At 47.9% G+C, this 25,890-nt stretch carries 27 protein-coding genes; 20 read left to right on the forward strand and 7 right to left on the reverse strand.

Annotated features, from left to right (window positions below):
- The first annotated feature begins 75 nt into the window (after window positions 1–75).
- The 11 genes from topA to fliQ all read left to right on the forward strand — a co-directional run bounded on the left by topA (window position 76) and on the right by fliQ (window position 9,636).
- Window positions 76–2,478 (forward strand): type I DNA topoisomerase, encoded by a 2,403-nt coding sequence (gene topA / locus DESAL_RS19385; protein ID WP_015853669.1) that lies wholly within the window; start codon window positions 76–78, stop codon window positions 2,476–2,478.
- 328 nt (window positions 2,479–2,806) lie between these two features.
- The gene (gene era, locus DESAL_RS19390; protein ID WP_015853670.1) at window positions 2,807–3,724 is read left to right on the forward strand and encodes a GTPase Era; all 918 of its coding nucleotides are present in this window, start codon (window positions 2,807–2,809) and stop codon (window positions 3,722–3,724) included.
- Between the two features lie 103 nt (window positions 3,725–3,827).
- A complete protein-coding gene (locus tag DESAL_RS19395; protein ID WP_015853671.1) occupies window positions 3,828–4,532 on the forward strand; it encodes a YggS family pyridoxal phosphate-dependent enzyme in 705 nt (234 codons plus the stop codon).
- A gap of 27 nt (window positions 4,533–4,559) precedes the next feature.
- Window positions 4,560–5,321: a motility protein A gene (locus DESAL_RS19400; RefSeq protein WP_015853672.1), complete on the forward strand. Its 762-nt coding sequence runs from the start codon at window positions 4,560–4,562 to the stop codon at window positions 5,319–5,321.
- A gap of 36 nt (window positions 5,322–5,357) precedes the next feature.
- A complete protein-coding gene (locus DESAL_RS19405) occupies window positions 5,358–6,188 on the forward strand; it encodes an OmpA/MotB family protein (protein ID WP_015853673.1) in 831 nt (276 codons plus the stop codon).
- A 9-nt stretch (window positions 6,189–6,197) separates the two neighbouring features.
- Entirely contained in the window at window positions 6,198–6,926 is a 729-nt protein-coding gene (locus DESAL_RS19410) for an OmpA family protein (protein ID WP_015853674.1), read from the forward strand.
- Window positions 6,927–6,955: 29 nt separating this feature from the next.
- Complete coding sequence (locus DESAL_RS19415) at window positions 6,956–7,456, forward strand: flagellar basal body-associated FliL family protein (RefSeq protein WP_015853675.1); 501 nt, start codon at window positions 6,956–6,958, stop codon at window positions 7,454–7,456.
- A 96-nt stretch (window positions 7,457–7,552) separates the two neighbouring features.
- A complete protein-coding gene (fliN, locus tag DESAL_RS19420) occupies window positions 7,553–8,242 on the forward strand; it encodes a flagellar motor switch protein FliN (RefSeq protein ID WP_015853676.1) in 690 nt (229 codons plus the stop codon).
- Window positions 8,235–8,600: a flagellar biosynthetic protein FliO gene (fliO, locus tag DESAL_RS19425; RefSeq protein WP_015853677.1), complete on the forward strand. Its 366-nt coding sequence runs from the start codon at window positions 8,235–8,237 to the stop codon at window positions 8,598–8,600. Before fliN ends, fliO begins: the two co-directional genes overlap by 8 nt.
- Window positions 8,533–9,324 (forward strand): flagellar type III secretion system pore protein FliP, encoded by a 792-nt coding sequence (gene fliP, locus DESAL_RS19430; protein ID WP_049760039.1) that lies wholly within the window; start codon window positions 8,533–8,535, stop codon window positions 9,322–9,324. Before fliO ends, fliP begins: the two co-directional genes overlap by 68 nt.
- 42 nt (window positions 9,325–9,366) lie before the next feature.
- Complete coding sequence (gene fliQ / locus DESAL_RS19435; protein ID WP_015853679.1) at window positions 9,367–9,636, forward strand: flagellar biosynthesis protein FliQ; 270 nt, start codon at window positions 9,367–9,369, stop codon at window positions 9,634–9,636.
- 98 nt (window positions 9,637–9,734) lie between these two features.
- Here fliQ and rlmB read toward each other — a convergent pair whose 3' ends face one another.
- Entirely contained in the window at window positions 9,735–10,490 is a 756-nt protein-coding gene (gene rlmB / locus DESAL_RS19440; RefSeq protein WP_015853680.1) for a 23S rRNA (guanosine(2251)-2'-O)-methyltransferase RlmB, read from the reverse strand.
- A 439-nt stretch (window positions 10,491–10,929) separates the two neighbouring features.
- On the opposite strand from rlmB, the gene DESAL_RS19445 reads away from it, so the two are divergent.
- Window positions 10,930–12,552: a LysM peptidoglycan-binding domain-containing protein gene (locus tag DESAL_RS19445; protein WP_015853681.1), complete on the forward strand. Its 1,623-nt coding sequence runs from the start codon at window positions 10,930–10,932 to the stop codon at window positions 12,550–12,552.
- A 149-nt stretch (window positions 12,553–12,701) separates the two neighbouring features.
- Window positions 12,702–14,066 carry an NAD-dependent succinate-semialdehyde dehydrogenase gene (locus DESAL_RS19450; RefSeq protein ID WP_015853682.1) on the forward strand — a complete coding sequence of 455 codons (1,365 nt, stop codon included), beginning with the start codon at window positions 12,702–12,704 and terminating at the stop codon, window positions 14,064–14,066.
- Window positions 14,067–14,174: 108 nt separating this feature from the next.
- On the opposite strand, the gene aroE is transcribed toward DESAL_RS19450, so the two are convergent.
- From aroE to queA, 6 genes are all read right to left on the reverse strand, one after another.
- A complete protein-coding gene (gene aroE, locus DESAL_RS19455; protein WP_015853683.1) occupies window positions 14,175–14,993 on the reverse strand; it encodes a shikimate dehydrogenase in 819 nt (272 codons plus the stop codon).
- 219 nt (window positions 14,994–15,212) lie between these two features.
- Window positions 15,213–15,755 (reverse strand): 2-oxoacid:ferredoxin oxidoreductase subunit gamma family protein, encoded by a 543-nt coding sequence (locus tag DESAL_RS19460; protein ID WP_015853684.1) that lies wholly within the window; start codon window positions 15,753–15,755, stop codon window positions 15,213–15,215.
- Between the two features lies 1 nt (window position 15,756).
- Window positions 15,757–16,515 (reverse strand): thiamine pyrophosphate-dependent enzyme, encoded by a 759-nt coding sequence (locus tag DESAL_RS19465; protein ID WP_015853685.1) that lies wholly within the window; start codon window positions 16,513–16,515, stop codon window positions 15,757–15,759.
- Window positions 16,516–16,517: 2 nt separating this feature from the next.
- Window positions 16,518–17,585 (reverse strand): 3-methyl-2-oxobutanoate dehydrogenase subunit VorB, encoded by a 1,068-nt coding sequence (locus tag DESAL_RS19470; protein ID WP_015853686.1) that lies wholly within the window; start codon window positions 17,583–17,585, stop codon window positions 16,518–16,520.
- A 1-nt stretch (window position 17,586) separates the two neighbouring features.
- The gene (locus DESAL_RS19475) at window positions 17,587–17,817 is read right to left on the reverse strand and encodes a 4Fe-4S binding protein (RefSeq protein WP_015853687.1); all 231 of its coding nucleotides are present in this window, start codon (window positions 17,815–17,817) and stop codon (window positions 17,587–17,589) included.
- A gap of 180 nt (window positions 17,818–17,997) precedes the next feature.
- On the reverse strand, window positions 17,998–19,083 hold the full coding sequence (gene queA, locus DESAL_RS19480) for a tRNA preQ1(34) S-adenosylmethionine ribosyltransferase-isomerase QueA (protein WP_041722019.1): 1,086 nt from the start codon (window positions 19,081–19,083) through the stop codon (window positions 17,998–18,000).
- A gap of 148 nt (window positions 19,084–19,231) precedes the next feature.
- Here queA and DESAL_RS19485 point away from each other — a divergent pair, with 148 nt between their 5' ends.
- From DESAL_RS19485 to DESAL_RS19515, 7 genes are all read left to right on the forward strand, one after another.
- On the forward strand, window positions 19,232–19,909 hold the full coding sequence (locus DESAL_RS19485) for a hypothetical protein (RefSeq protein WP_015853689.1): 678 nt from the start codon (window positions 19,232–19,234) through the stop codon (window positions 19,907–19,909).
- A 168-nt stretch (window positions 19,910–20,077) separates the two neighbouring features.
- Window positions 20,078–20,569 carry a hypothetical protein gene (locus DESAL_RS19490; protein WP_015853690.1) on the forward strand — a complete coding sequence of 164 codons (492 nt, stop codon included), beginning with the start codon at window positions 20,078–20,080 and terminating at the stop codon, window positions 20,567–20,569.
- Window positions 20,569–21,780, forward strand: coding sequence for a bifunctional phosphopantothenoylcysteine decarboxylase/phosphopantothenate--cysteine ligase CoaBC (coaBC, locus tag DESAL_RS19495; protein WP_015853691.1), 1,212 nt, complete (start codon window positions 20,569–20,571; stop codon window positions 21,778–21,780). Before DESAL_RS19490 ends, coaBC begins: the two co-directional genes overlap by 1 nt.
- Window positions 21,756–22,562, forward strand: coding sequence for a hypothetical protein (locus DESAL_RS19500; RefSeq protein WP_015853692.1), 807 nt, complete (start codon window positions 21,756–21,758; stop codon window positions 22,560–22,562). The genes coaBC and DESAL_RS19500 overlap by 25 nt, the downstream gene beginning before the upstream one ends.
- 229 nt (window positions 22,563–22,791) lie before the next feature.
- Window positions 22,792–23,997, forward strand: coding sequence for an NfeD family protein (locus DESAL_RS19505; protein ID WP_245543764.1), 1,206 nt, complete (start codon window positions 22,792–22,794; stop codon window positions 23,995–23,997).
- A 26-nt stretch (window positions 23,998–24,023) separates the two neighbouring features.
- A complete protein-coding gene (locus DESAL_RS19510) occupies window positions 24,024–24,806 on the forward strand; it encodes a slipin family protein (protein WP_015853694.1) in 783 nt (260 codons plus the stop codon).
- 2 nt (window positions 24,807–24,808) lie between these two features.
- Window positions 24,809–25,816: an NAD-dependent epimerase gene (locus DESAL_RS19515; RefSeq protein ID WP_015853695.1), complete on the forward strand. Its 1,008-nt coding sequence runs from the start codon at window positions 24,809–24,811 to the stop codon at window positions 25,814–25,816.
- Window positions 25,817–25,890: the final 74 nt, after the last annotated feature.

Raw genomic sequence — 25,890 nt, forward strand, 5'->3', positions numbered from 1 at the left:
CGAATGGTGAAATCCCTGTTTCGGTGATTTTTTATGGTTGCATAGTGTTCTCTTGGTGGTTATAGGCTGCAAACTATGAGCAAAGATTTGATTGTTGTTGAGTCCCCGGCAAAGGTGAAGACTATCAGTAAGTTTCTTGGCAGGAACTATCAGGTTGCTGCGTCCGTAGGTCACGTACGCGACCTGCCCAAGAACAAGCTTGGCGTCGAAGAGAATGGTGATTTCACCCCCCAGTATCAGGTCATTCCCGGTAAAGAGGATGTGGTCAATAAGCTGAAGAAGGCAGCGGCTAAAGCCGATCATGTCTTCCTCGCACCTGACCCCGACCGCGAAGGGGAGGCTATCGGCTGGCATGTGGCAGCCATTATCAAGGAAGTGAACGAGAACGTCAGCCGTATCCAGTTCAACGAAATTACTGCAAGGGCTGTTAAAGAAGCCCTGGAACATCCGCAGCCGCTCAATGAACAGCTTTTTGATTCCCAGCAGGCCCGTCGTATTCTGGACCGTCTGGTGGGTTATAAAATTTCTCCCATCCTTTGGAAAAAGGTAAAAAGGGGTATTTCCGCAGGGCGCGTACAGTCCGTTGCGCTTAAGCTCGTAGTGGAGCGTGAAAAAGCCCGCCGTGCTTTCATCCCTGAAGAATACTGGCTCTTCAAAGCCCATGTGGAAGGTAAAAATCCGCCGCCGTTTATAGCCGACCTCTGGAAGGTTGACGGTAAAAAGGCTGAAATCGGTTCTGCTGATGAAGCTGAAGCTTTGCAGAGCAATGTTAAAGGCGTGCCCTTCGAGATTACTGATCTCACTGAAAAGGAACGTAAACGCAATCCTCTTCCGCCTTACATTACCTCCACTTTGCAGCAGGATGCCAACCGCAGGCTCGGTTATTCCGCCAAGCGGACCATGACTCTTGCCCAGCGTCTCTACGAAGGTGTCGAGCTTGGGGATAAAGGTACTACCGCACTGATCACTTATATGCGTACTGACTCCGTACGTATTGCCAACGAAGCACGTGATACCGCCAAGAAGGTAATTCTTGATAAGTACGGTGATGAGTTCTATCCGGCCAAACCGCAGGTCTACAAATCCAAAGGCGGTGCTCAGGATGCTCACGAAGCGATTCGTCCTGTCGACGCATCCATCCTTCCTGAAGACGTAAAGCCTTATCTGCCTGCTGATCAGTTTAAGGTCTACAAGCTCATCTGGAATCGTTTTATCGCTTCCCAGATGGCTCCTGCTCGTTTCTGGGATACTGTAGTGACCATTCAGGCCAAGAACACCATCTGGCGTTCCAAGGGTGAAAGACTTCTTTTCCCCGGTTTTATGCGTGTTACCGGAAAGACCGGTGATGAAAAGCTTATCGAGCTGCCCAAGCTGGAAAAAGGTGAAGTGCTCAAGGTTGATAAGATCGAGAGCGAACAGAAGTTCACCCAGCCTCCGGCCCGTTATTCTGAAGCTTCCCTCGTGCGTGAGCTTGAGGAGAAGGGCATCGGTCGTCCGTCTACCTATGCATCAATCATTTCTACCATTCAGGATCGCGGTTACGTGAATCTGGAGGAAAAGAAATTTATTCCCACAGAGCTTGGTTTTGTTGTCAGCGATCAGCTTTCCGAGCATTTCAAGGAACTTATGGATGTAGGGTTCACCGCTGCCATGGAAAAGCAGCTTGATGATGTTGCTGACGGCAAGATCGAGTGGACCTCGCTGATGAAGGATTTCGTGGACGGATTTTATCCCACCCTTGAAACTGCTGCTAAAGAAATGAAGCGCGGTGGCGAGGATACCGGGATAACCTGTGATAAGTGCGAATCACCAATGGTTATCAAGTTCGGGCGTACCGGCGAATTTCTCGGTTGCTCCAACTATCCGGAATGCAAAAATATCGTCAACTTCACTCGCGATGAGAAAGGAAAGATTGTCGTTCTTGAAGAAGAGCCGCCGGAAGAAACCGGGGTTACCTGCGAAAAGTGCGGCAGTGCTATGGCTATCAAGCGTTCCAATCGTGGTGAATTCCTCGGCTGTACCGGGTATCCCGATTGCCGCAACATCAAGAATTTTGAGCGTGACGATGAGGGCAAGATCAAGGTTGTGGAAACTCCCACAGCTCAGATTGTCGGTAAATGTCCCGATTGTGATGATGGCGACCTGATCATCAAGCATGCCCGCACCGGCAGCCGCTTCATCGCCTGTTCCAATTATCCTGACTGCAAACACGCCAAACCTTTCTCTACCGGGGTTAAATGTCCCCGTGAAGGATGTAAGGGTGAACTGGTGGAAAAAAGCTCCCGTCGCGGCAAGCTCTTCTATTCCTGTGATCAGTATCCGGATTGCGACTATGCGGTCTGGTATCCGCCTATTGACGGACCTTGTCCCAAATGCGGTCATCCTGTGCTGGTCAAAAAGACCACCCGCGCCAAAGGTGAGCACATCGCCTGTCCTGAGAAAGGTTGCGGCTACGTTCAGGGTGAGGAAGAAAGTTAAATTTGATAAGTATTTGGTTTCACGTGAAACTAGAATTTTTCATGAAAAAATCTAGTTAAGTGTTAGATCAATAAAGACCTTTCCAAAATATTTTTGGGAAGGTCTTTTAGCGTTTAATCAGCCCGTTTCAAGAACGCTGCTTTTTGAAATTGGCCTAGTATCAATTTTTCGTGTATTTTGCCCTCAGCGGTTGGGTGAAATGAATGACCGCACGAATTTTTTAATGTAAACAGCGAAGCTTAATAAAAGGTTTCTCTGGTCCCCGAAGGGCCGTCGGAGGCCTTTAAATAAAAGCGCGATAGCGCATCAGAATAAATAAGGAAATAATATGTCTGAAGAATATAAATTTGGCTGGGTTGCTTTGATCGGCCCGCCTAACGCAGGTAAATCCACTCTCATGAACCACTATCTGGGCCAGAAGGTGGCAATTGTTTCACCCAAACCCCAGACCACCCGTAACCGCATCAGCGGTATCCTGAGTGATGAAAATTCACAGGTCGTCTTTCTGGACACCCCCGGTATCCACCGCATGCGCGGCAAGATGAACCGCTTCCTGCTTGATTCCGCCTGGGAAGCTCTCGGCAACGCCGATGCTATTGTGGTTTTGTTTGACGCAGCTCTTTACGCTGCTAAACCGCACCTGATGGAACAGGAACTGGCTCCGGTCGTTAAGCCCGTGAACCAGTCTCGCAAAAAGCTTTTTGTGGCTGTTAACAAGGTCGATAAGGTTAAGGATAAAGCCAAGCTTCTTCCGGTTATGGAAAAGGCTCAGGAACTTTGGCCAGAAGCTGAGTTTATTCCCGTTTCCGCTTTGAAAGGTGATGGAGCGGATGTGCTGCTGGAAAAGGTCATTGAGACCCTGCCCGAAGGCGCACCCATGTTCCCTGAAGATCAGGTTTCCACCGTGCCCATGCGCTTTATGGCTGCTGAGACTGTGCGTGAAAAGCTTTTCATGAGTTTGCAGCAGGAACTTCCTTACTCCACCGCGGTTGAGATTGAATTCTGGACCGAGGAACCGGAGCGCAATCTGGTTAATATCGGGGCGATCATCTACACCACCAAGAAGAATCACAAAGGTATGATCATCGGTAAGGGTGGCCAGAATCTTAAGAAAATAGGCACTCAGGCCAGACGTGAACTGGAAGAGATGCTTGAAATGAAAGTTATGCTCGAACTCTGGGTTAAGGTACGTGAAGGCTGGACTGAAGACGTCGGTTTTCTGCGTTCCCTTGGACTCGGCGAGTAGTCGATTCTGTGAAATCTTGTCCTTTTGTTTTCTTTTTATTAAAGAAATTTATATAACCAACCGAATTTTACTGTATGCCGTTGCATAAAATGGCAGTGTGACGATGAGTAACAGGGAAAAAGAACTTATTGAAAATATCTCAGAGGTTAAGGAAGAAGTCGCTCAGGCCTGCCTTAGGGCCGGTCGAAAACCCGAAGAAGTGACCGTCATGGCGGTCTCCAAGCTTCACGCCGCCTCTGATATTGAGATTTTGTACAATGCCGGGCACCGCTGTTTTGGGGAATCCTATGTGCAGGAAGCCCTCGCCAAGCAGGAAGAGCTGTCCGGTCTGGATATAGACTGGCATTTTATTGGCGGTCTGCAATCCAAGAAGGCCAAGCAGGTTGCCGGGAAGTTCAGCGCAGTTCATAGTGTGGACAGTTCTAAACTTGCCGGACTGCTGAATAAAAAAGCAGAAGCTTTGGATGTCGTTCAGAATATCCTCATTCAGGTGAATACCGCTTGTGAGGGTCAGAAGTGCGGGGTGACTGAAGAGACACTCCCTGCTTTGGTTGAAGAGATTCAGGGCTATAAAAACCTTAAGCTGATCGGACTTATGGCTCTGCCTCCATTTTTCGGAGATCCCGAAGGGGCAAGGCCTTATTTCGCAAGGCTGCGTATGCTTTCCGAAGGCATGGAAAAGCTTTTCGGAATCAAGCTGCCGGAACTTTCAATGGGCATGACCGGAGATTTCCGGGTAGCCATTGAAGAAGGTTCAACCATGATCAGGGTCGGTACTAAGATTTTCGGCACCAGGCCGGGCTATTAAACTTTAAAACACCCACAGGCGGACTGAATGGATCTGGGTACAGTTATAGGAATAGTTCTATCTTTCGGGCTTGTTCTTTCGGCTATTCTGGTCGGAAGTTCGCTGGCTATTTTTATTTCCGTGCCCTCCGTGCTGATTGTTATCGGCGGGACCATCGGTGCATCGCTGGTTAACTATCCCATGGGCCATGTGCTTGGGGTTGTAGGGGTTATTAAAAAGACTTTTTTTTCCAGTCTTGAATCCCCGGGTGAGATCATCGATAAGTTCATGGATTTCGCTAACCGCGCCCGCCGCGAAGGTATTCTTTCTCTTGAACCTGCCTTGAAATCCATTGAAGACGATTTCCTGCGCAAAGGGCTGCAACTTACAGTTGACGGCCTTGAGCCGCAGGTTATTCAGGAGATTCTGGAAACTGAAATTCAGTATCTTGAGAACAGGCATGAAACCGGGGCTGAAATTCTCAAAGTTTTCGCAGACTTTGCCCCGGCTATGGGTATGATCGGTACAGTTATCGGTCTGGTACAGATGCTTCAGACCATGAGTGATCCAAGTACCATTGGTCCTGCAATGGCGGTTGCGCTGCTGACTACACTTTATGGCGCGATTTTGGCCAACCTTGTTTTCACGCCTATGTCCGGTAAACTCAAGACCCGCAGTAAGGAGGAAATCCTGCTTAGGGAAATGGTTATGGAAGGCATTATCTCAATTTCCAAAGGTGAAAACCCCAAAATTATCGAGGAGAAGCTGAACAGCTTCCTGCCTCCTAAAATACGTAAGATTACGGATTAACTGGCGTAACGGACTGAAACGGTTACCGGGGGATAAATGGGTAGGAAGAAGAAGCCGCCTGAGCCGGAGGGCCAGCCTTTATGGCTGATCACCTTTAGTGACCTCATGACCCTGATGCTCACCTTTTTTGTGCTTTTGGTGAGTATGTCAGTTGTCGATGAACGCCGTAAGCTTGTGGTTCTCGGTTCCATTATCGGTACTTTCGGTTTTGGAAGCAAAGGGTATGATGTCCTTTCCGATACCCAGTCCCGCAAGACTGTTCAGGTCGGTCCTATGGAATTGCAGGCTGACCTTGAGCCTATCAAGCCGTTACTCTGGGAATTTGCGGAAGAAGATTTGCGCTTTGAATCAAATCGTTTTGTGCAGATTCTTTCCATTGGTGCCGATGTCCTTTTCACTCCTGACAGCACCAGTCTCTCAATTGAAGGTACACGAATTCTTGATACCGTACTTCCGGTTCTGAAAAGGGTTAAGCATCCGGTTCTTGTTGCAGGGCATACTTCTATCCTGCGCGATGAGCTGGGTGAGGATTACCGGGTGGAAGACCGGGATCTCACTCCGGATATCTCATGGAAGATTTCTCTGAACAGATCTCTCGCTGTCTATAATTACCTGATCCGCAACGGCATGGATTCAGAGATGCTCAAGATGGAAGCTTTTGGTAAATTCAGGCCTCGGCATCCAAATTCCACCCCTGAAGGGCGTAAGATGAATCGCAGGGTGGATCTTGTTCTTGATACTCGCAGTGCGGCTGTTTCCAAGGAAATAAAGGAGTATCAACCTCCGCGTAAGGAAGATGATAAATTCAAGTTTGATGATTTTGTCTTCCCTATCGGTGATGCCGAAAAACCGCCTAAAGGACAGTGAGAGTGATTCATGGGTCGTGATAAAGTAAAAAAGCCGCCGGATCCGGGCGGGGGATGGCTGGTCACATTCTCCGATTTGGTTACCCTGCTTTTGACTTTTTTTGTGCTCTTGCTAAGTATGGCATCAATGGACCAGAGTTTTATTACCCGCGTTACCATTATGCCGGCGGAACTTGGTTTTCTTGATAAGCGAGGTTCCGGGCGGGTAACTGCCAAGGTAAAGCTGGTCAGTGAATTTCTGGAGCGTCCTTGGGAAGTATTGGAAAAACAGAACCGCATTAAGGATTTGCTTTTTCCGGATGATGTTTTGCCGCCGGACATGGATCGGGCTACTCTTGATGAGAACCTTAAGGTTCTTGCAAAGCCTGAGGGTGTCGCACTGGTACTGACGGATAAGCTTATGTTTCCCCTTGGTAAGTCAGAACTTGACGAGAGGGCAAAAATACTGCTTTACCAATTGGTTCCAGTACTTGATTATCTTGGTTCCGCTGATGTGAATATTGCCGGATATACCGATAATGTGGGTGGCATGAGGCCATCGAACTTTCGGTTATCAGGTGAGCGGGCCATGGCCGTGCTTACATATTTTGTGGAGCAGGGTATAATGAATGACCGGTTGACAGTTTCCGCTTGCGGTCCGACTTTTCCGTTGTACAGCAATACAACGCCGGAAGGACGAGCCCAGAACAGGCGGGTTGAAATATTGATAAAGACGACTCCCCCTATGGGGGGCTATTAGCTCAGTAAAAATACATAAGAGGGTGAATCATGGCTGATGAAGGTCAGGAACCGAAAAAGAAAGGCGGAATGCTGAAGTGGATAATTCTTATCCTGCTTCTTGCTATACTTGGTGGCGGTGGTTTTTTCGCCTACAAGAAATTTTTTGCCGCCCAGCCTGAAGATGCTGTGGAAGAACCTAAGGATAATCAGGCCGCTGAGGGTGAAGATCCGGGAACTCTTCCCGGTGACGGTTTTACCGTTACCCTGCCTACTTTTGTAGTTAACCTCGCTGACCCTCTCGGGCGTAGGTATCTTAAGCTTGGGGTTGATGTTGAGGTTATCAGCGAAGAGGCCGTGGCGGAGCTTTCCAAAAAAGAACCTATGGTCAAGGATACACTTATCCTGCTGCTTTCCAGCAAGACCTATCAGGATCTTTCCACAATGGAGAGCAAGATTCTGCTGAAAAAGGAAATTGTGGACCGACTGAACCAGATTCTGGGCGGCTCTAAGGTTTTACAGGTATATTTTACGGATATGGTTATCCAGTAGCACGGTTTTTGCTTAACCCCTTGATGGTGTGTCGATTTTATGTCGTCAGGACTGTTTTCACGGGATGGCCAATGAATAATCCGGAGGTAGGCTGCAATGATGTCAGATGATCTTGATCAGGATAAATTAGCGCAGGAGTGGGCGGACGCACTCACTGACGATTCCGCAGGTGGTGATCCTCTGGGAGGTGATCCCGGTGACGGTAATGATGAGGCTTTAGCTGACGAATGGGCTGCGGCTTTGTCGGAGCAGGATGATAGCGGAGCAACTGACGATGAAGCCCTTGCCAATGAATGGGCTGCTGCCCTTGGCGAGCAGGGTGATGAAGGTGGTGGTGATCTGGATCTTGGCGGTGGTGGTGGCGGCGATGATGCTCTTGCTGATGAGTGGGCTGCTGCACTGGCTGAAGATACCGGAGATGACATTCGCAAGGAAAAGGAACAGGAATTTCTGCGTACCCAGACTAGGGATGCTGATTTCAAAGACCTGACCAATGAAGCCAAGAACCCGCGCCATGACGGTTCAAGGCGCGACCTTGATTTTATCCTCGATATTCCGCTGGACGTTTCCGCTGAGCTGGGCCGTGCCAAAATGCTCATCAACGAGCTGCTGCAATTGGGAACCGGATCGGTTGTGGAATTGACTAAACTGGCCGGGGAACCCCTTGAAATTTATGTTAACGGCAAATTGGTCGCTCGCGGCGAAGCTGTTGTTATTAACGAAAAATTCGGTATCAGGCTGACTGATATCATCAGCCCCATTGAACGGGTGAAGCACCTTGCCTAACGCAACTGCCACCGCATTTATTGCACCTGAGACCGGGCTTGGTTCTGTTCTCAAGATGTCGGCAGCGCTTTTTTTCATTCTGGCAATGTTGTTGCTGGCGTATTATTTTATGCGCCGCATGAATATCGGGGGGGCTTTTCCCGGTGCCAGAAAGGGTGTTTTGGAAATAGTGGACCGGCTTCCGCTGGGGCCGCGTCAGAATATTACTGTGGTCAGGTATCGCGATCAGGAAATCGTGGTAGGTGTTACTCAGGATAACATTACTCTGCTCCAAGCAAGGGATGAAGGGCATGCAAAGATTGATTCCGACTTTGCCGGATACCTTGAAAAAGAACGTACCGGCTCTTCTGACTCTTAGCGCAATTTTTCTGCTGCTTATTCCGGCAGCAGCTTTTGCACAGGAGACAGTACCTACTCTTACGCTCAATCTAGCTGCCGGACAGGAAGAACCGGAGCAGGTAGCCAAGCTTCTGGAAATCCTGTTCCTGCTCACTATTCTGGGCATGGCTCCGTCAATCCTGCTGACCATGACCTCCTTTACCCGGATCATTATCGTATTTCATTTTCTGCGTCAGGCTATGGGAACGCAGCAGATGCCTCCCAACCAGATTCTGGCTTCACTTGCCATTTTCATGACTGTGGTCATCATGATGCCCACCGGGAAGGCTATCAATGATTCAGCGTTACAGCCTTACCTCAATGAAGAGATCGGCTTTAGTGAAGCCATAGATCGGGCGCAGGTACCCATCCGCACATTTTTATTCAAACATACCAGAGAGAAAGACCTCTCGATTTTTTATTCCATAACCGGGGAAAAAAGGCCGGAAACCAAAGAGGACGTTAATACAATGCTTCTCGTCGCCGCATATACCATCAGTGAGCTGAAAACCGGTTTTACCATCGGCTTTCTGATTTACGTTCCGTTCCTGATCCTCGATATGGTTATCGCCAGTATTCTGCTGGCTATGGGTATGATGATGCTGCCCCCGGCAATGGTTTCGTTACCGTTTAAAATCTTATTGTTTATCATGGTTGACGGCTGGTCGCTTTTGACGGGTTCCATCGTCAACACGTTCCAGTGACCCGGGCAGTAGTGCGTCTTTTTTACGCGGAGGCATAAAAAAATGACCCCAGAATTTGTTATCGGATTTGCTAAGCAATCTATTGAACTGGCCCTGACGCTGGCTCTGCCTATGCTCATGGTCGGGCTGGTTGTGGGTATTTTTGTTTCCGTTATTCAGGCCGCAACCCAGATTCAGGAAATGACCCTGACTTTTGTTCCGAAGATTGTTTCCATGTTTCTGGCGCTGCTTTTTGCCTTCCCGTGGATTATGGATAAAATGATCGATTTTACACGTAATATTTTTCTAAATCTGCCCAATTATATTAAATAGATATTTTCAAGATTATTTCTAAAAGTAAGCCCCGTGAAGAAAAGCTTATCTTCACGGGGCTTACTTTATGTCTGCACGGGCAGAAAATATTGACGAATTTAGCCTAAACGTCTGGCAAATTCACTGATCAACATAGCTCCTGCCTGGGCAACGTTCAGGGAATCGAAGTCTCTGCGGAAAGGAATGTGGATAAGTTTCTGACAACGTTTTTCCACATTGAAACGGATACCTTTTTCCTCATTACCGAGGACAAGGATTGCCGGGGTGTGGATTTCTGCTGTGTAGGCGGAAGAAGAATCATCATCCAATCCTGCACCGTAAATATTAATTCCCATATCGATGGCTTTGTCGAGAGCCTGTGAAATGTTGTTTACCCGGGCTACCGGAAGTTTATTCAGTGCTCCGGCACTTGCTTTTACTGCTGCCGGTCCGAGAAATGCACCGCCATGCTTGGCAGTTACGATTCCGGCCCCGCCCAAAGCGTAGAGGGAACGAGCCAAGACACCGACGTTGCCGGGGTCCTGTACCTGATCAAGTACCACAAGCAGAGGGAGCGGAGAATCAGCAAGGTTCTCCAGCATATCATCGAAATCTGCAAAGGGCAGTGCTGCTACGCGGGCGATCACTCCCTGATGGTTGCCGGAGAAAACACGTCCCAGTTCTGCTTTGTCGGCAATTTTATATTTGATGCCGTACTTTTTGCAGCGTTGGATGGTGCGCTCAAAATTTTTGTCCTGACGCCCTTTTTGCAGGTAAAGCAGGTCAATCCTCTCAGGAGAGTCTAAAAGCAGCTCCTGAACCGGTTTGCGGCCCGCTATGATGGTATTATCGTCTTCTCTGGTCTGTTTTTTCATGCAAGATCTACCTTTTTATTTAAAAAATAAAAATCTGCTCAGGGTGCGGATTTTTTCAATTTGTCTTTTTTTCGAATGAGAGTTGAATTTGGCTTATATTCAGATCTCATAATTGGTTAATTAAAATGCTCTGTTACGGTGAATACGATTTTCATTATATTAACACCGAACCCGTTCATTGCATGGCCAAAATTGCCTGAAACCCTTGCGCCCGAACGGTTTGGGCAATCTATACCTTTCGTTTTACTATTGCAAACCCTCGCGCTTTAGTATAGCTCTACATATGTTTGAACAACTCAATTTTTTGCACTGAAAAGCTTGTTTTTTTAAGCTCTTGAGCTTCTTTTTATGTGCCTAACCGGGTAAATTTTATAGTTTTTCTAGATAAATTATGGATAAAATCAATACGTTTGACGTCCACAGTGACAAGGAGTCGAAGATGCTGAAATCTTTTCGGTTAATCGCACTTCTGGCTTTATTTGCATTTTTTGCAGGGTGTACAGCCAAGACCGCTCCGGTTGAAGAGGTTGCAATTGATGCCCAGACAGCGGCAGCTCTTAAAAGCGAAGCTTCAGTTGAAACAGAAGTTACGGATTCCGGGATCGAGCCTCTTGATCCTGAACTTGAAGCCGCACCGCAGGAAGCTGAAAAGCTGACCCCTGAAGAAGAGAAAGTTCTTCAGTCCAGCAACGGTATCTACTTTAACCTTGATGAGCACGATACCAAAGAAGTGCAGCAGTACTTCGGTTTCTTCACTCATAAGGCGCGTAAGACCTTTGACCGTTGGCTTCAGCGCTCCGAGCCTTTCCTGCCTTATGTTCGTCAGGTACTTTCCGAGAATAACATGCCTCAGGATCTGGCGATGCTGCCATTTGCTGAGAGTGGATACAATGCGTGGGCTTATTCCCGTGTTGGCGCAGCTGGTATGTGGCAGTTTATGCCTTATACAGGTCGATTATACGGTCTGCGTGTAGACTGGTGGGTTGATGAGCGTCGTGATCCATATAAATCCACTAAAGCAGCAGTAGAATACCTCAAAGTTTTGCACGAAATGTTCGGCGATTGGTATCTGGCTCTTGCAGCTTACAATGCTGGTGAAGGTAAAATCGGAAGAGCTTTGAAAAAGACCGGTTCCAAAGATTTCTTCGACCTGACCAAGAATAACCACAAGCTCAGTAGAAGAGCGAGACTGCGCGCTGAGACCAAGAACTACGTTCCTAAATTTATCGCCATCTCCAAAATTTTCAAAAACCTTGATGAACTCGGTTTCACCAATATCAATTGGGAAAACGGCATTCAGGTTGAAACTGTAAAGGTTCCCGGTGGAACTGATCTGCTGGCCCTTGCTAAAGCTTGCGGAATGAAATGGAGTGAGTTCCATAAACTCAACCCCCATTTCCGCAGACAGGTCAGCCCGCCCAACGCAGTCATTAATGCCTACCTGCCTGAAAGGGTTATGGCTGATGCTTCCGATTATCTCGAATCTCCCAATTCCCGTCCTTTTGCCGGGTACAAGCGTTACAAAATCCGTAAGGGCGATTCCTGGTACCGCATTGCAAACCGTTACGGTATTCCCGTAGCTGTGCTTAAGTCGGTGAACAACCGCAGGTCTAACCTGATCAAACCCGGACAGTACATCATGATTCCGGGTAGAGGTTCTGCCAAGGCTGTTTACGCAACCAAAACCACTAAAACCCGTCGTACCGCGCAGAGCCGTGCCAACTATCGGGTTCGCAAGGGTGATACCCTCTGGGATATCGCCAGTCGCTATAGCGTAAGTGTTACCACTCTTAAGCGTGCTAACGGTCTTTACTCTTCAAGACTTAAGATTGGTCAGAAGCTTTACATTCCTGACAATAACGCCCGCAGTTCTGCACGTTCTGTTGCCAAGGCTGAAAATGTAAAACAGCAGTTGGTTAAATACCGTGTACGCCGAGGTGACAATCTCTGGAAAATCGCTCGTCGATTCGGAGTGAAAGTATCTTCGCTGATGAAATGGAACAGCCTGAATTCAAAATCAATTCTTCGCCCCGGCGACAGGATCAAAGTTTACGTCCAGTAAAATCAGTTTGATTATAGATAAAATAAAGGCGGTTTCCCAAGGGTTGCCGCCTTTTTCTTTTGTTTCTTTCTTGTTAAGTAGCCTTTCCACGCATTAATCATATTCATATCTCATTTGAGAAAAATCATATAAAATAAGGTATTGCCCCGATGGCTATTCAGAGTACCAACCCGATGACCGGAAAGGTCGAAAAAAGTTTTGATGAATATAGCTCCGCTGAAACTTCCGCTATTTTAAACTCAGTTGCGGATGCTTATTCAACTTGGAAATTAAGTTCCCTTGAGCAGCGTGCGGATTGCCTTCGCAACTTGGCTGTTCTCCTCCGTGAACGAGCAGACCATTTTGCAGAACTTATGGCTGCTGAGATGGGTAAGCCGCTTAAGTCGGGCAGGGCAGAAGTGCTTAAGTCCGCAACTGTCTGCGATTTTTATGCTGACAACGGTGCTGCCATGCTCGCAAGTGAGCCGAAAACAGTTGACGGTATGCAGTGTTCCGTGGAGTACGCCCCTATGGGCACTGTACTGGCCGTGATGCCTTGGAACTACCCCGTCTGGCAGGTTTTGCGTATTGCCGTACCCACTCTTATGGCAGGCAACACAATGCTTTTGAAGCATGCTCCCAACGTACCACAGTGCGCTCTGGCTATTGAAGAGCTCTTCCGCGAATCTATGTTCCCTGAAAATGTTTTTAGGACATTAATCGTCGGTACCGGGCAAGTTGAAGACGTGCTGGCAGAAGACTCTGTTATCGGCGTCTGCCTGACCGGTAGTGTCCGGGCAGGGCGTGCGGTTGCCGCTTTAGCCGGAGCACATCTCAAAAGATCTGTCATGGAACTGGGCGGAAGCGATGCCTTTGTAGTTCTTGCTGATGCTGATCTGGACAAGGCAGCAGCTACTGGTGCTGAATCCCGCTGTTCCAACGCTGGACAGGCTTGCATTGCCGCAAAGCGTTTCATTGTCCACAATGACGTTTATGACGAGTTCGTTGGCAAGCTGAAAGAACGTATGGAATCTGTGCCTATGGGTAATCCTCTGGATGAGAATACCGTCATGGGTCCCATGGCTTCACATCAGTTCCGCGACAATTTAATCGGTCAGGTAAATAGCTGCCTTAAAGCCGGTGGAAAGGTTGTTTGCGGTGGGGAAGTACCTGAAGCTGAAGGTGCTTTTTATCCCCCGACTATCATCACTGACGTTCCTTTTGAAAGTCAGGCTGGACGCGATGAAATATTTGGACCTGTAGCCCTTGTTTTCCGGGCTGAAAGCGAAGAAAAGGCCATGGAAATGGCTAATGACAGCGCATTCGGTCTTGGCGGTTCTGTATGGACTAGTGATGTTGAGAAAGGTTTGCGTCTTGCTCGACAGATTGAAGCCGGGCTGGTCTATGTGAACGGACGTGTAAGCAGCCGTCCTCCGTTACCCTTCGGAGGGGTTAAGAATTCAGGCTACGGTCGTGAGCTTTCGACCTACGGAATTCGTGAGTTCGTGAACGTTAAGTCTGTTTGTATTGGATAGCCTTCGGATGCCCTGCCGGGGGCCTTAAACCCTTCTTGTAAAAAGGGTTTAAGAATCCCAAAAACTATTATTAGGCTTCGCCTCTTCGTATGGAGAGGCGAAGTTTTTTTATAACTTCTCCAACAAAAGCTCCCGCGCTTTCTTCTCATCAAGTTTAATTCCCGTCCATAATCTGAACTGTTCCAGCCCCTGATGGACAAACATCTCAATTCCGTGGATTACGGTGCAGCCTTTGGATTTAGCTTTTCGGATCAAAACAGTCTCCAGGGGGTTGTAGACCAGATCAAAGATGATGGTGTTCTTATCCTGATTCTCCATGATCATGGGGTTGATCTCTTCAAATTTTCCAGACATGCCCAGCGAGGTTGAATTCACGATAAGATCTAAGTGTTGATCGCCACGAGCGTCCCAATCAAGGGCTGATATTTTGAATTCAGCAGCGAGATCATCTGCTTTTGATTTAGTGCGGTTGGTAATAAAAATTTCCTTGATGCCCAATGACTGAAGTCCTGTGATCGCAGCGCGAGCGGCACCGCCAGCTCCGATCAGAAGAGCTTTTTTTATCTGATCAGAATAAGGACGCAGAGGTTCTGATACGCCTGCTGCATCAGTATTGTCTCCCACTATTTTATCACCGTCCCAATACAGGGTATTCACTGCTCCGACGGACTCTGCACGTTCGGTTAGCTGATCAATGTAGTCCATTACGGAAAGTTTGTGCGGAATTGTTACGCTGGCACCTGAAATAGGCAGATTTCTGAAAGTCTGCATGAAACTTTCAACCTTTTCCGGTTCAGTGGGCCAAGCCATGTAAACTGCCGGAATTTTGTGCTCTGCAAAGCCCCAATTGTGCAGCAGGGGACTCATTGTATGTCCGAGAGGGTGCCCGATAATTCCAAAAAGCTTTTCAGGCTTGAATACATCCATATTTAGCTCCTGAAGACGTTTGTGGTCTTTCGTAAAGTCTGTATCGTTTTTTTGAAATAAAACGCTCAAATCAAATGATAAAATTAAGGAAAATTTTTAAAGGCAGGAGTTTGTGTTTAAGCCGCCGAAGGCAATATCTGTTTTATTAAATAGCGCGAAGCGCATCAAAAAGAAATGCCCCCAACGAGAATTCGCAGGGGGCATTTAAAGTGTGCGTACTTAGATAGCTTCAGCGCCTGCTTTGAGGGCTTCAGCGTTTTTGGGGATGAGGTGGTGGTAGTGGGCGGAGATCACGTTTTCGAGGGAGTCGATGACTGCCTGCAGGTCCATGATTCCGGTTGCCTTGATGAAGGCACCGAGTGCTACCATGTTTGCCAAGCGTGTATTTCCGAGTTTGTCGGCGATATCGTTGCAGGGCACCATGTAGGATTTGATGCGCTCGTTATCTACCAGCTCTGCATCAATAAGAGAGGAGTTGACGATCTGGATACCGTCATCCATGAGCATGGGCTGGAATTTATCCAGAGAAGGACGGTTCATGATGATCAGGCTGTGCGGAGTGCGGATGATCGGGGAACCGATTTCGTCGTCAGAAAGTACGACTGTGCAGTTCGCGGTACCGCCGCGCATTTCAGGTCCGTATACCGGAATGTAGGTTACATTCAGTCCGGCATTCATACCTGAGTAGGCCAGCAGGTTACCGATGAGCATAACGCCCTGTCCGCCGAATCCGGCAATGATGCTGTCGAGGTATTTGCTCATCTTAGTCCTCCGCGGTTACGTCTTTGTAAACACCCAGCGGGAAATAGGGAATCATTTCAGATTCAACCCTTTCATTCGCCTGAACCGGGGTCATTCTCCAGTTGGTGGGGCAGGTTGCCAGCAGTTCGATAAAACCGAAGCCGAGTCCCTGCTGCTGCACTTCGAAAGCCTTCTTCATAGCTTTCTTGGCCTTACGAATGTTCTTCACATTGTTCAGGGCCACGCGTGCGGCATATGCGGTACCACCGAGGGAAGCGATGATTTCAGCCATCTTGATAGCCTGACCTTCCTTCATTGGATCACGTCCATTGGGGGAGGTTGTGGTTTTCTGGCCTTCCATGGTTGTGGGGGCCATCTGTCCGCCGGTCATACCGTAAACAGTGTTGTTTACGAAGATGATGGAGACTTTTTCACCACGGTTTGCGCAATGCATAATTTCAGCCATACCGATGGATGCGAGGTCGCCGTCACCCTGATAGGAGAGTACGAACTTGTCACCGCGGGCACGTTTTACACCTGTTGCAACTGCCGGTGCGCGACCGTGCGGAGCTTCCACACTGTCTACGTTGAGGTAGTTGTAGAGGAATACGGAACAGCCGATGGAGGTGACCAGAAGGGTATTTTCGGTCAGGCCCATTTCGCTGAGCAGTTCACCCGCAAGTCTGTGGGCGATACCGTGCTGGCAGCCGGGACAGTAGTGGGTGGGAACGTCAACAATAGCGTCAGCCTTATCAAAGGCGAGAATTTCTTGTTCGCTCATATCTATTTCCCTCCAAGGCTTTTGAGGATGGGCTCCTCGAAGTCGTCGGGGGTAGGCAGGTTTCCGGGCATGAAGCCGAAGAAATCACTGTCGATAACGGTGCGGATGGAAAGGCGTACGTCTTCGACCATCTGACCGAGGTTATGTTCAATAGTCAGGAATTTCTTGCCCTGCTTGGCGAGCTTGTTCAGCTCTTCGGAGGGGAAGGGGTAGAGGGTGATGGGACGGAACAGACCGACCTTATGACCCTGTGCGCGCAGCTTGCGGACTGTGCTTTTTACGATACGTCCGATGGAACCGTAGGCTACTACGATGAGTTCAGCATCTTCAGTTTCGAAGAGTTCCTGCTTGGTGTTTTTTGCCATGTCGTCATACTTGGCCTGCAGTGCCATGTTGTGGCCTGCAAGGGAACCTTCGGTAAGGAACAGGGATTTGATGATACGGTGATCACGGCCCTTTGCACCTTCAATGCGCCATTCGGCTCCTTCTTCCGCGTTCCTTTCTTCGGGAGTCCAAGTTACAACCGGCTCTTTCATCTGACCGACAATGGCATCACCGAGGATCATAACCGGGTTGCGGTATTTGAAAGCAAGGTCGAAAGCTTCGATAACCAGATCGTAGCATTCCTGGCAGGTACCGGGAGCGAGGACGAGAGTACGGTAGTCACCGTGTCCGCCGCCTTTGGTTGCCTGAAAATAGTCACCCTGACTGGGGCCGATGTCGCCGAGACCCGGTCCACCACGGTTCATGTTGACGATTACCGCGGGAAGCTGGCTACCTGCGAGGTAGGAGATGGCTTCCTGTTTGAGGGATACACCCGGGCTGGAGGAAGAAGTCATGCAGCGTTCGCCGGCAGCAGCAGCGCCGATAAGCATATTTGCTGCAGCTACTTCACTTTCAGCCTGAACGAATTCACCACCGACTTTCGGCAGTTCGCCGGACATGTATTCCGGAATATCGTTCTGGGGGGTGATAGGGTAACCGAAATAACATTTAAGTCCGGCTGCAATAGCGCCGCGGGAGATAGCCTCGTTGCCTTTAATGAAAAGCTTTTCGCCAGTCTTAGTCATACTATTCTCCTTTGGCCTTTTTGGTTCTGTAAACCCGGATAGCAATATCCGGACAGATCAGCGCACAGGAAGTACATCCGGTACACTTTTCCATATCCTCAGCCGCGACTTCAGCAACTTTGTAACCGTGCTGGTTGAATCGGTCGGATTGCCTTATGATTTCCTTTGGACAGACGGTGGTACAAAGCAGACAGCCCTTGCACCGTTCATCCAAAAATTCTACTCGTGACATCCTAAACTCCTGTTACCGTGGACAGAAAAGCCCGTCATATCAACGGGCTGGGACCAATAGAGTCTTATTTACTTGTAGGCAGCACATGTGAGAAATGTAACTGTTGAGAAACAAGGTATAGTTATTTGCGGTGAGGTGCAAATTTTTCCGAAAAAAATACGTCAGACCGTTATTTCTAACTTATTTTATATACATTGAATCGCCATAAGAGAAGAATCTGAATTTATTATCGACTGCTTCTGTATAAGCATTCAGAACATTTATCCTACCGGCAAGAGCGGAAATCATAATGACAAGGGACGATTCTGGCAAATGGAAATTAGTAATCATGCGGTCTACCACCTTGAATTCAAAGCCGGGATAGATGAAGATATTGGTCTCTCCCTTGAATTCACATATTTCCCCGGTCTGCTGAAATGCTCCTTCCAGCGTACGAGCGGAGGTTGTGCCCACGGCGATAACAGGACGTCCTTCTTCTTTGGCCTTGATCACTGCTGCTGCGGTTTCTTCCGGTATTTCAATGTATTCATGGTGCATTTCATGATCACGGATATCTTCTGCACGAACCGGGCTGAATGTCCCGTATCCTACATATAAAGTGACTTCTGCCCGTTCAATGTTCTTGGCCTTGAGCTTCTCGTTGATTTCTTCCGAGAAATGCAGTCCGGCAGTGGGAGCTGCCACGGAACCGGCCTTTTCGTCACAGGCGTATAAAGTCTGGTAGCGATCATTGTCAGTTTCATCTGCCGCACGGCGAATGTATGGGGGCAGGGGAATCTTGCCGCATTCCTCGAAAATCTTTTTCAGATCTCCGGACCATTCAAGTTCAACTTCGGAAAGTCCAAATTTGCCCTTGCCCAGCACTGTCAGCTTCAGGCCGCCATCAAAATATATAATATCACCTGTTTTAGGTCCCTTTGATGCACGGAGAAGACCACGGGCCTGCGCTTTGTAGCCGTCTGAAGTAGGTTCGGCTTTGATGAGCGGCAGGGGGGTCAGCAGCAAAAATTCCACCCGTCCTCCGGTAGGCTTTTTGCCGAATATACGAGCCGGGACAACTTTTGAGTTGTTAGCAACCAGCAGAGCTCCTTCGGGCAGCAGGTCGACAATGTCGGTAAAGTTTTTGATTTCGGTTTCACCTGTCTTTTGATCAAGGACCATGAGCTTGGAACCGTGGCGCATTACTGCGGGACATTGTGCTATCTGTTCTTCGGGTAATTCAAAGTCGTAGCTTTTAAGGAAAAAGTCTTCTGTATTTATGTTCATTTTTTCAGTTTTCATTATTGATGATAATCTGGTAAGAATCTTTACAACAAACACCTTCAAGGTTTATGGATACTGTGTTTGTTCTTTGATTGCCCAGTCAAACAAGGCTGTTTGATTGTCACGTTGATCACCAAATCCGGATTAGTTTATGAAATGGTTGTCAGTAGCTGAAATATCCAAGATTACGATGATCCCCGCTCCTACAGCAAGGCGCTATGCCTCGTTGTTCAAGGATTTTCTTTCCAGTAAAAAAATGGGCCGGGTTACCAAGTACCCGGAATCCGCTGTGGAAATCTTCAAGCGCATCGTCTCATTATATAATGATGGGATGGTTACCACGGAAATTGAGCAGCAGTTGCGCTCTGAATTTCCCCGCACTATTGAGATCAGCCCTTCTGAGCGAGGCGTGCCTGCACAGCCGGCCATGAATATTCAGGCGGAACTGAGCGGAGCCTTTGCTGAGATGATGGACAAGATGAGCAAGTCACTTGAAGTGATTGCCGACCAGAAGTCAATCATTGAAGAGCAGCGTGAAGATATTTACAAGCTCAAAAAAGCTTTTGTTCTTCTTGCCCGCAGCCAGAAAAAAATCAAGGCTTTGCCACAGCTCGATATTAAATCCATAACCGAAGAATATGACGAAAGGACTATTGCTTTGGAGCAGAAGGATGTTGAGCTTGAATCTGCCACTAATGAATTAGCTCAGGAAAACACTACCTTAAAGCATAAGCTTGAAGTGATGGAAGCAGAGCTTATTCGTTTGCGCAAGGACCGCAGGGAAATGGAAAATTATTTTATGGATAAGATCAAGCGGTTGAACGGTTGATTTTCCTGACTGCGGAATTGATTTTTTGTTCTCATGGCTGTAGAAAAAGTCTAGATGATGCAGTGGCTGTTTTGAATAATGCTGCATTGTTTTCTGGTTATAAATAACTGTCCAGCTCAGCTGGTCTGAATTTCAATATGCGTCGGCATTAAAATCGGAGGATTAAATATGCGTACTTTTATTAAAATGCTTCTCATTTCCATGATCTTTGCGGGACTGACCGGTTGTCTGGCCGGAACCAACAAAACTTCTGAAGAGCCCGTTGTTGCCGCTGCCGGTGCAACTGAAAGCTATGAAGAATTCGTACCTTACACTGAATTTGATGATATTGCAGTTCCCAATGAGCTGAGCAGGGTACCTGACCAGTCCTATGTTGCAGAAGACCAGGCTTTTAAGTATGGAAAAATCGTTCTGAAGGGACGTGTTGAAAACCAGTCCCTTATTGATTTCTTCGTAAATCAAATGGCAAAAGATAACTGGACAAAAGAAAGATCCATTACCTCCACTGTTTCCACACTTTCTTTCACCAAGCCCTACAAGAGCTGCACAGTGAGGATTTTTGACGGATCTTACAATACTGAAGTTGAAATCTACGCCGTTGAAATGAAGTCCGGCTCTATGCCTTCTTCCGGCGGTATGCAGGAACAGAATATACAATAATGAATGAACATCTCAATTTTGACTGCTTTTTAGGAAAACGTATCCACCTCGGTGTCAGCGGTTCCATCGCAGCTTATAAGTCTCTGGACTTACTGCGTATGTTCCGTAAGGCCGGGATCGAAGTCAGTGTGACGCTCACTTCAGGTGCGCAGGAATTTATCAGGGGCCTCAGTTATGAGGCCCTTGGTGCTTTTAAGGTCTGGGAAAAAATGTACCCGACCATGGATGATACCTTCGGTCATCTTGAGCCCGGTCAGGCAGCCGATGCCATGCTGGTTGCTCCGGCAACAGCTTCAGTTCTGGCGCGTATGGCCCACGGATTAGCCGATGACATGCTTTCCTGTCAGGCTTTGGCTTTTAGCGGCCCTAAGCTGGTTGCTCCGGCTATGAACCCGGCTATGTGGGATGCCCTGGCGACTCAGGATAACTGTCGTGTTCTTGCTGAAAGGGGCGTTGAATTCATCGGTCCTGATTGTGGGGATGTTGCTTGCGGTGATCACGGACGTGGTCGTCTTGCACCACTTGAATCCATTTATGCCCATAGCTTACGCGCTGTCTCTCCTGATGATATGAGCGGTAAGCACGTGCTGATAACGCTAGGCCCCACCCGTGAGAAATGGGATGCTGTCCGTTTCTGGTCCAATCCTTCTTCCGGTCTGATGGGTGCTTGCATTGCAATGGCAGCATGGCTCCGCGGAGCCAAGGTTACTGTGGTTTCCGGTCCGGTGAACTGGTGGTTTCCTGAAGATATTAACGTGATCAAGGTTAATTCTGCTCAGCAGATGTTTGATGCTGCCACTGAAGTATGGCCCAGCTGCACCACAGGGTGTTTTACCGCTGCAGTTGCCGACTTCAAGCCCATTCCGCACGGTGAAGGTAAATTCAAGAAAGAGGGTAGCAGTGCTTTGCGGGTTGATTTCGACACCAACCCGGACATCTTGAAGACCATCGGCTCCATGAAAAAGGATGATCAGCAATTGATCGGTTTTGCGGCCGAGACTTCCAATATTCAGGAAGCTGCAAAGGGCAAACTTGAGCGCAAGAATCTGGACTTGATTGTTGCCAACCCCATCAACAAGCCCGGAGCCGGATTTGAGTCATCTACAAATTCAGTCTATGTTCTGGATAGGGCAGGGCGTTCCGAAGAATGGCCCGATCTCCCCAAAACCGAAGTAGCGTGGCGTATATGGGATCACCTTCTGCTGAATTAAATGTACTTGAAAGTGTCAGGCCGTGGTATCAAAACGGCCTGCAATATGTTTTCAAGGATGCACTGCCCGGTATCGAGGAACTCGAAAAACCGAAACGGCAGCGTCCTGTTGCGCCTCCACAACAGCGTCAGCAGGCGCAGAGCAGACCGCATCAGTTCGGGCAGCAGCAATCTGCTCAGCAACAAAGCGCAGGGCAGCAAGCTCCTATACAGCAATCTGCTCCTCCTCAGCAACAGCAGCGTCCTTCCTTTGACCGGACTCCTCCGGCTAAGCCTTCGCGTATGCCTGCACAGCGTCAAGCTCCGGCTCCGACACAGGTTAATCATCCTGATCCGCAATCTTGGCCGGCTCCTTGGTCAAATCTTGCAGCACGCATTACACCGCGTTTGCAGATTTTCTGGACCTACTCCCAGATGGGGCAGGATTTGTCCGGTCAGGCAGATGCTGCACGGCGTAAGTTGTTTCAGTCATTGATAGGTTACATGGGACTGCCTAAAGGGGCCATTTCCTTTTGGCCATGTACCGCATGGAACGGCAGTGAGTTTGAAAACAAGGCAGACATTTTCTGGAAAGGGGTCGAGTCATATGGCGTGAAGTTTGTGGCTTGTTTTGGAGATCAGACCAGATCAATCATTGCTCCGGATGCTCCATCATCTTCTGCATCAGTCCATATTAATGGAGTGCAGATGCTAATGCTGCAGGATCCTGACTTCCTCAAGACTCTACCGCCTGACGAGCAGCAATTGCTTTGCATTTCACTTTTGCGCTTGCCACTCTTTTAGAAATTATTTCTTTTTAGAATTTTGAACCCCGTCTTTATAAGGCGGGGTTTTCTTTTTCCATAGTTTATTTATTTCCCGCGATTTGGCATTATGAATCATAAAAGACTATTTCACGGGAGTCGTTATGCATGGTTCAAAGAGGTGCTCAGTTTTCATTTATTGCTCGATCATCATTGCGATGTTTTTTCTATGCTTACCCGTCGAGTCATTGTTCGCCAAGGAAGTCAATGTGCTGTCCCTTGAAATACAAGGCTCCATAAGTCCGGCTCAAGTGCATTTGCTTGAAGATGCTCTTGAGCAAGCTGGTGATGACAATCATGATCTTGTCTTGCTGAGGCTGGATACTCCGGGAGGTCTCGGGACTTCCATGCGTGAACTGGTTAAAATTATCATGAACAGCAAAATTCCGATTTGTGTCTGGGTTGGCCCCGAAGGAGCGCATGCTGCTTCGGCCGGGACTTTCATTACTGCTGCAGCTCAAGTGGCGGCGATGTCTCCCGGCACATCTATCGGTGCTGCCAGTCCTGTTTCCTCCTCAGGAGATGAGCTTCCTGAAACCATGAGCAAGAAAGTTACCGGAGATATGGTCAGTCTGATCAAAGGTATCGCTCGAAAACGAGGACGCAACATCGGATGGTATGCGAAGTCTGTTCAAGATGGGGTCAGCGTGGATGCACAAGATGCAGTAACCCTAAACATTGTCGATTTCATGGCTCTTTCTGTTGATGATTTTCTTGAGCAGCTTGGTGCTAGGGGAGTGCTTATCGATGGCAAGAAGGTGAAATTTACGAGAGCGGATGCCGCTGTCATAAAATTTGAACCGGGATTTCGTTATGCAGTGCTTTCATGGCTCCTAGATCCGCAGATTGCATATTTTCTTCTGCTTGGCGGAATTTTAGGTTTATTTTTTGAGCTCACCCATCCCGGAGTAATTCTGCCCGGTGTGATTGGTGCCTTTTGTTTAGTGACAGGGCTTTATGCCATGTCCGTCCTGCCTACAAACGCCGCCGGTTTACTTTTGCTTCTGCTCGGAGCAGTGCTTTTTCTGCTTGAAGTATTTATTGTAAGTTATGGACTGCTCAGTCTCGGAGCTGTGATCAGTCTCTTTGTCGGATCTTTAGTGTTGTTTAGGGAAGGTACTCCGGGAATACCTTTGGGAACTATTTTAGGAACCGTATTCACTTTTGCCGCATTTATCGGAGTCATTGTTTATCTGGTAGCCAAGGCTCAGATTTCCAAATCAGGCGTAGGTATGGATAGTATGATTGGTCTTGAGGGCGAAGTGCTTGAGCTCAAAGGTGAGATTATGAAAGTTCGTGTGCGTGGTGAAATTTGGAATGCTGAGACAATTGATAAAACTTTTTTTAATCCCGGAACAATGATCAAGGTTGTTGAGGCACGTGGTCTGACCTTGATTATTGTAAGAAACAGCTGATCAAATAAATTTTTAGGGAGGTTTTTATGACTTTTGCTATTCCCGTTGTTTTACTGGTCGTGTTTTTTCTGATCACTGCCCTGAAAGTGCTGAACGAGTATGAGCGAGGTGTGATTTTTAGATTGGGAAGGGTGATAAATGCTAAAGGTCCCGGGCTGATAATACTGATTCCTGTTGTTGACCGGATGACTCGTGTTTCGCTTCGAATCATGACTCTGGATGTGCCAAATCAGGATGTTATCACTCGTGATAACGTTAGTATCAAGGTCAATGCGGTTGTGTATTTCAGAGTGACTGACCCGATCAAGGCTATTCTTGAGGTAGAGGATTTTATGTTTGCCACTTCTCAGCTTGCACAAACCACCTTGCGTAGCGTATGTGGAGGCGTTGAACTTGACGAGATACTTTCCCAGCGAGAAAAAGTTAATAGCGAGATTCAGGAAATACTGGATACCCATACTGATCCCTGGGGCATCAAAGTAAGCACAGTTGAACTCAAGTACATCGACCTGCCGCAGGAAATGCAAAGAGCTATGGCTAAGCAGGCTGAAGCTGAACGTGAACGCCGGGCCAAAGTCATTAATGCGCAGGGTGAATTTCAGGCTGCGGACAAGCTGTCTGAGGCAGCTGAGATCATATCAGCCCATCCTGAAGCTTTACAATTGAGATATTTGCAGACCTTGAGAGAGATGTCTGCTGAAGGAAAATCTTCCACCATAATTCCTCTCCCTCTTGATTTATTGAAAATGTTGGCGCCGAACAATGGCAGGGGAGAGGCAATGGATAAAAAAGACCAAGAGAGCGATTAATAATGAAAGTCCTTGTAACAGGAGCAGCCGGTTTTATCGGCTTTCACCTTTCCAAACGTCTTCTTGCTGAAGGCCACGAAGTAGTAGGCCTCGACATTCTTAATGATTACTACGATGTAAATGTTAAGAAGAACCGCCTCAAACAGATTGAGGACAACGATAAGTTCACTTTCGCCTACATGGATATGGCAGATCGTGAAGCCATGGAAAAGCTTTTTGCCAAAGAAAAGTTCACTCACGTGGTCAACCTCGCGGCTCAGGCCGGGGTTCGTTACTCCCTGATCAACCCGCAGGCATATATTGATTCCAACGTTGTCGGTTTCATGAACATTCTCGAAGGCTGCCGTCATAACGGAGTGGAGCATTTGGTTTACGCTTCTTCCAGTTCTGTTTACGGTCTGAACACAAATATGCCTTTCAGCATCCATGACAATGTTGACCATCCCATCAGCATGTATGCAGCCACTAAGAAGTCTAACGAACTGATGGCTCATTCTTACAGCCATCTTTTCAACATCCCCACTACCGGACTCCGTTTCTTCACTGTATACGGTCCTTGGGGTAGACCTGATATGGCTCTTTTCCTTTTTACCAAGGCCATCTTTGAAGACAAGCCGATTAATGTGTTCAACCACGGTAAAATGCTCCGTGACTTCACATTTATTGATGACATCGTAGAAGGTGTTGTCAGGGTTATGAAGAATACCGCTAAACCCAATGCCGATTGGTCCGGCGATGCTCCCGATCCGGGAACAAGCCCTGCTCCTTTCCGCATCTACAATATCGGTAACAACCAGCCAACTGAGTTGATGCGCTATATTGAAGTTCTTGAAGATTGCATCGGTAAGAAAGCCGAAAAGAACATGATGCCCTTGCAGGCAGGTGATGTTCCTTCCACTTACGCAAATGTGGACGACCTTGTTCGTGACGTTGATTTCAAACCCGAGACCACCGTTGAAGAAGGTATTGCTAAATTTGTTGAGTGGTACAGAGGTTACTACAACGTGTAATTCTCAGTCCATATAGATTTAAATCAGGCCGCTTTTTTAGCGGCCTTTTTTTTTGTGATGATCAATTAATTTTA

Source organism: Maridesulfovibrio salexigens DSM 2638 (assembly GCF_000023445.1).
Taxonomy (GTDB): Bacteria; Desulfobacterota; Desulfovibrionia; order Desulfovibrionales; family Desulfovibrionaceae; genus Maridesulfovibrio; species Maridesulfovibrio salexigens.

Coding starts and splice junctions, on each gene's coding strand:
- DESAL_RS19395 (WP_015853671.1), top strand. CDS start 3,828: ATGAGTAACAGGGAAAAAGAACTTATTGAAAATATCTCAGAGGTTAAG.
- DESAL_RS19400 (WP_015853672.1), top strand. CDS start 4,560: ATGGATCTGGGTACAGTTATAGGAATAGTTCTATCTTTCGGGCTTGTT.
- DESAL_RS19515 (WP_015853695.1), top strand. CDS start 24,809: ATGAAAGTCCTTGTAACAGGAGCAGCCGGTTTTATCGGCTTTCACCTT.
- DESAL_RS19500 (WP_015853692.1), top strand. CDS start 21,756: ATGGGATCACCTTCTGCTGAATTAAATGTACTTGAAAGTGTCAGGCCG.
- DESAL_RS19510 (WP_015853694.1), top strand. CDS start 24,024: ATGACTTTTGCTATTCCCGTTGTTTTACTGGTCGTGTTTTTTCTGATC.
- topA (WP_015853669.1), top strand. CDS start 76: ATGAGCAAAGATTTGATTGTTGTTGAGTCCCCGGCAAAGGTGAAGACT.
- era (WP_015853670.1), top strand. CDS start 2,807: ATGTCTGAAGAATATAAATTTGGCTGGGTTGCTTTGATCGGCCCGCCT.
- coaBC (WP_015853691.1), top strand. CDS start 20,569: ATGAATGAACATCTCAATTTTGACTGCTTTTTAGGAAAACGTATCCAC.
- fliQ (WP_015853679.1), top strand. CDS start 9,367: ATGACCCCAGAATTTGTTATCGGATTTGCTAAGCAATCTATTGAACTG.
- DESAL_RS19465 (WP_015853685.1), bottom strand. CDS start 16,515: ATGAGCGAACAAGAAATTCTCGCCTTTGATAAGGCTGACGCTATTGTT.
- fliP (WP_049760039.1), top strand. CDS start 8,533: ATGCAAAGATTGATTCCGACTTTGCCGGATACCTTGAAAAAGAACGTA.
- queA (WP_041722019.1), bottom strand. CDS start 19,083: ATGAACATAAATACAGAAGACTTTTTCCTTAAAAGCTACGACTTTGAA.
- rlmB (WP_015853680.1), bottom strand. CDS start 10,490: ATGAAAAAACAGACCAGAGAAGACGATAATACCATCATAGCGGGCCGC.
- DESAL_RS19405 (WP_015853673.1), top strand. CDS start 5,358: ATGGGTAGGAAGAAGAAGCCGCCTGAGCCGGAGGGCCAGCCTTTATGG.
- aroE (WP_015853683.1), bottom strand. CDS start 14,993: ATGGATGTATTCAAGCCTGAAAAGCTTTTTGGAATTATCGGGCACCCT.
- DESAL_RS19485 (WP_015853689.1), top strand. CDS start 19,232: ATGAAATGGTTGTCAGTAGCTGAAATATCCAAGATTACGATGATCCCC.
- DESAL_RS19460 (WP_015853684.1), bottom strand. CDS start 15,755: ATGAGCAAATACCTCGACAGCATCATTGCCGGATTCGGCGGACAGGGC.
- DESAL_RS19410 (WP_015853674.1), top strand. CDS start 6,198: ATGGGTCGTGATAAAGTAAAAAAGCCGCCGGATCCGGGCGGGGGATGG.
- DESAL_RS19490 (WP_015853690.1), top strand. CDS start 20,078: ATGCGTACTTTTATTAAAATGCTTCTCATTTCCATGATCTTTGCGGGA.
- DESAL_RS19470 (WP_015853686.1), bottom strand. CDS start 17,585: ATGACTAAGACTGGCGAAAAGCTTTTCATTAAAGGCAACGAGGCTATC.
- DESAL_RS19445 (WP_015853681.1), top strand. CDS start 10,930: ATGCTGAAATCTTTTCGGTTAATCGCACTTCTGGCTTTATTTGCATTT.
- DESAL_RS19450 (WP_015853682.1), top strand. CDS start 12,702: ATGGCTATTCAGAGTACCAACCCGATGACCGGAAAGGTCGAAAAAAGT.
- DESAL_RS19415 (WP_015853675.1), top strand. CDS start 6,956: ATGGCTGATGAAGGTCAGGAACCGAAAAAGAAAGGCGGAATGCTGAAG.
- DESAL_RS19475 (WP_015853687.1), bottom strand. CDS start 17,817: ATGTCACGAGTAGAATTTTTGGATGAACGGTGCAAGGGCTGTCTGCTT.
- fliN (WP_015853676.1), top strand. CDS start 7,553: ATGATGTCAGATGATCTTGATCAGGATAAATTAGCGCAGGAGTGGGCG.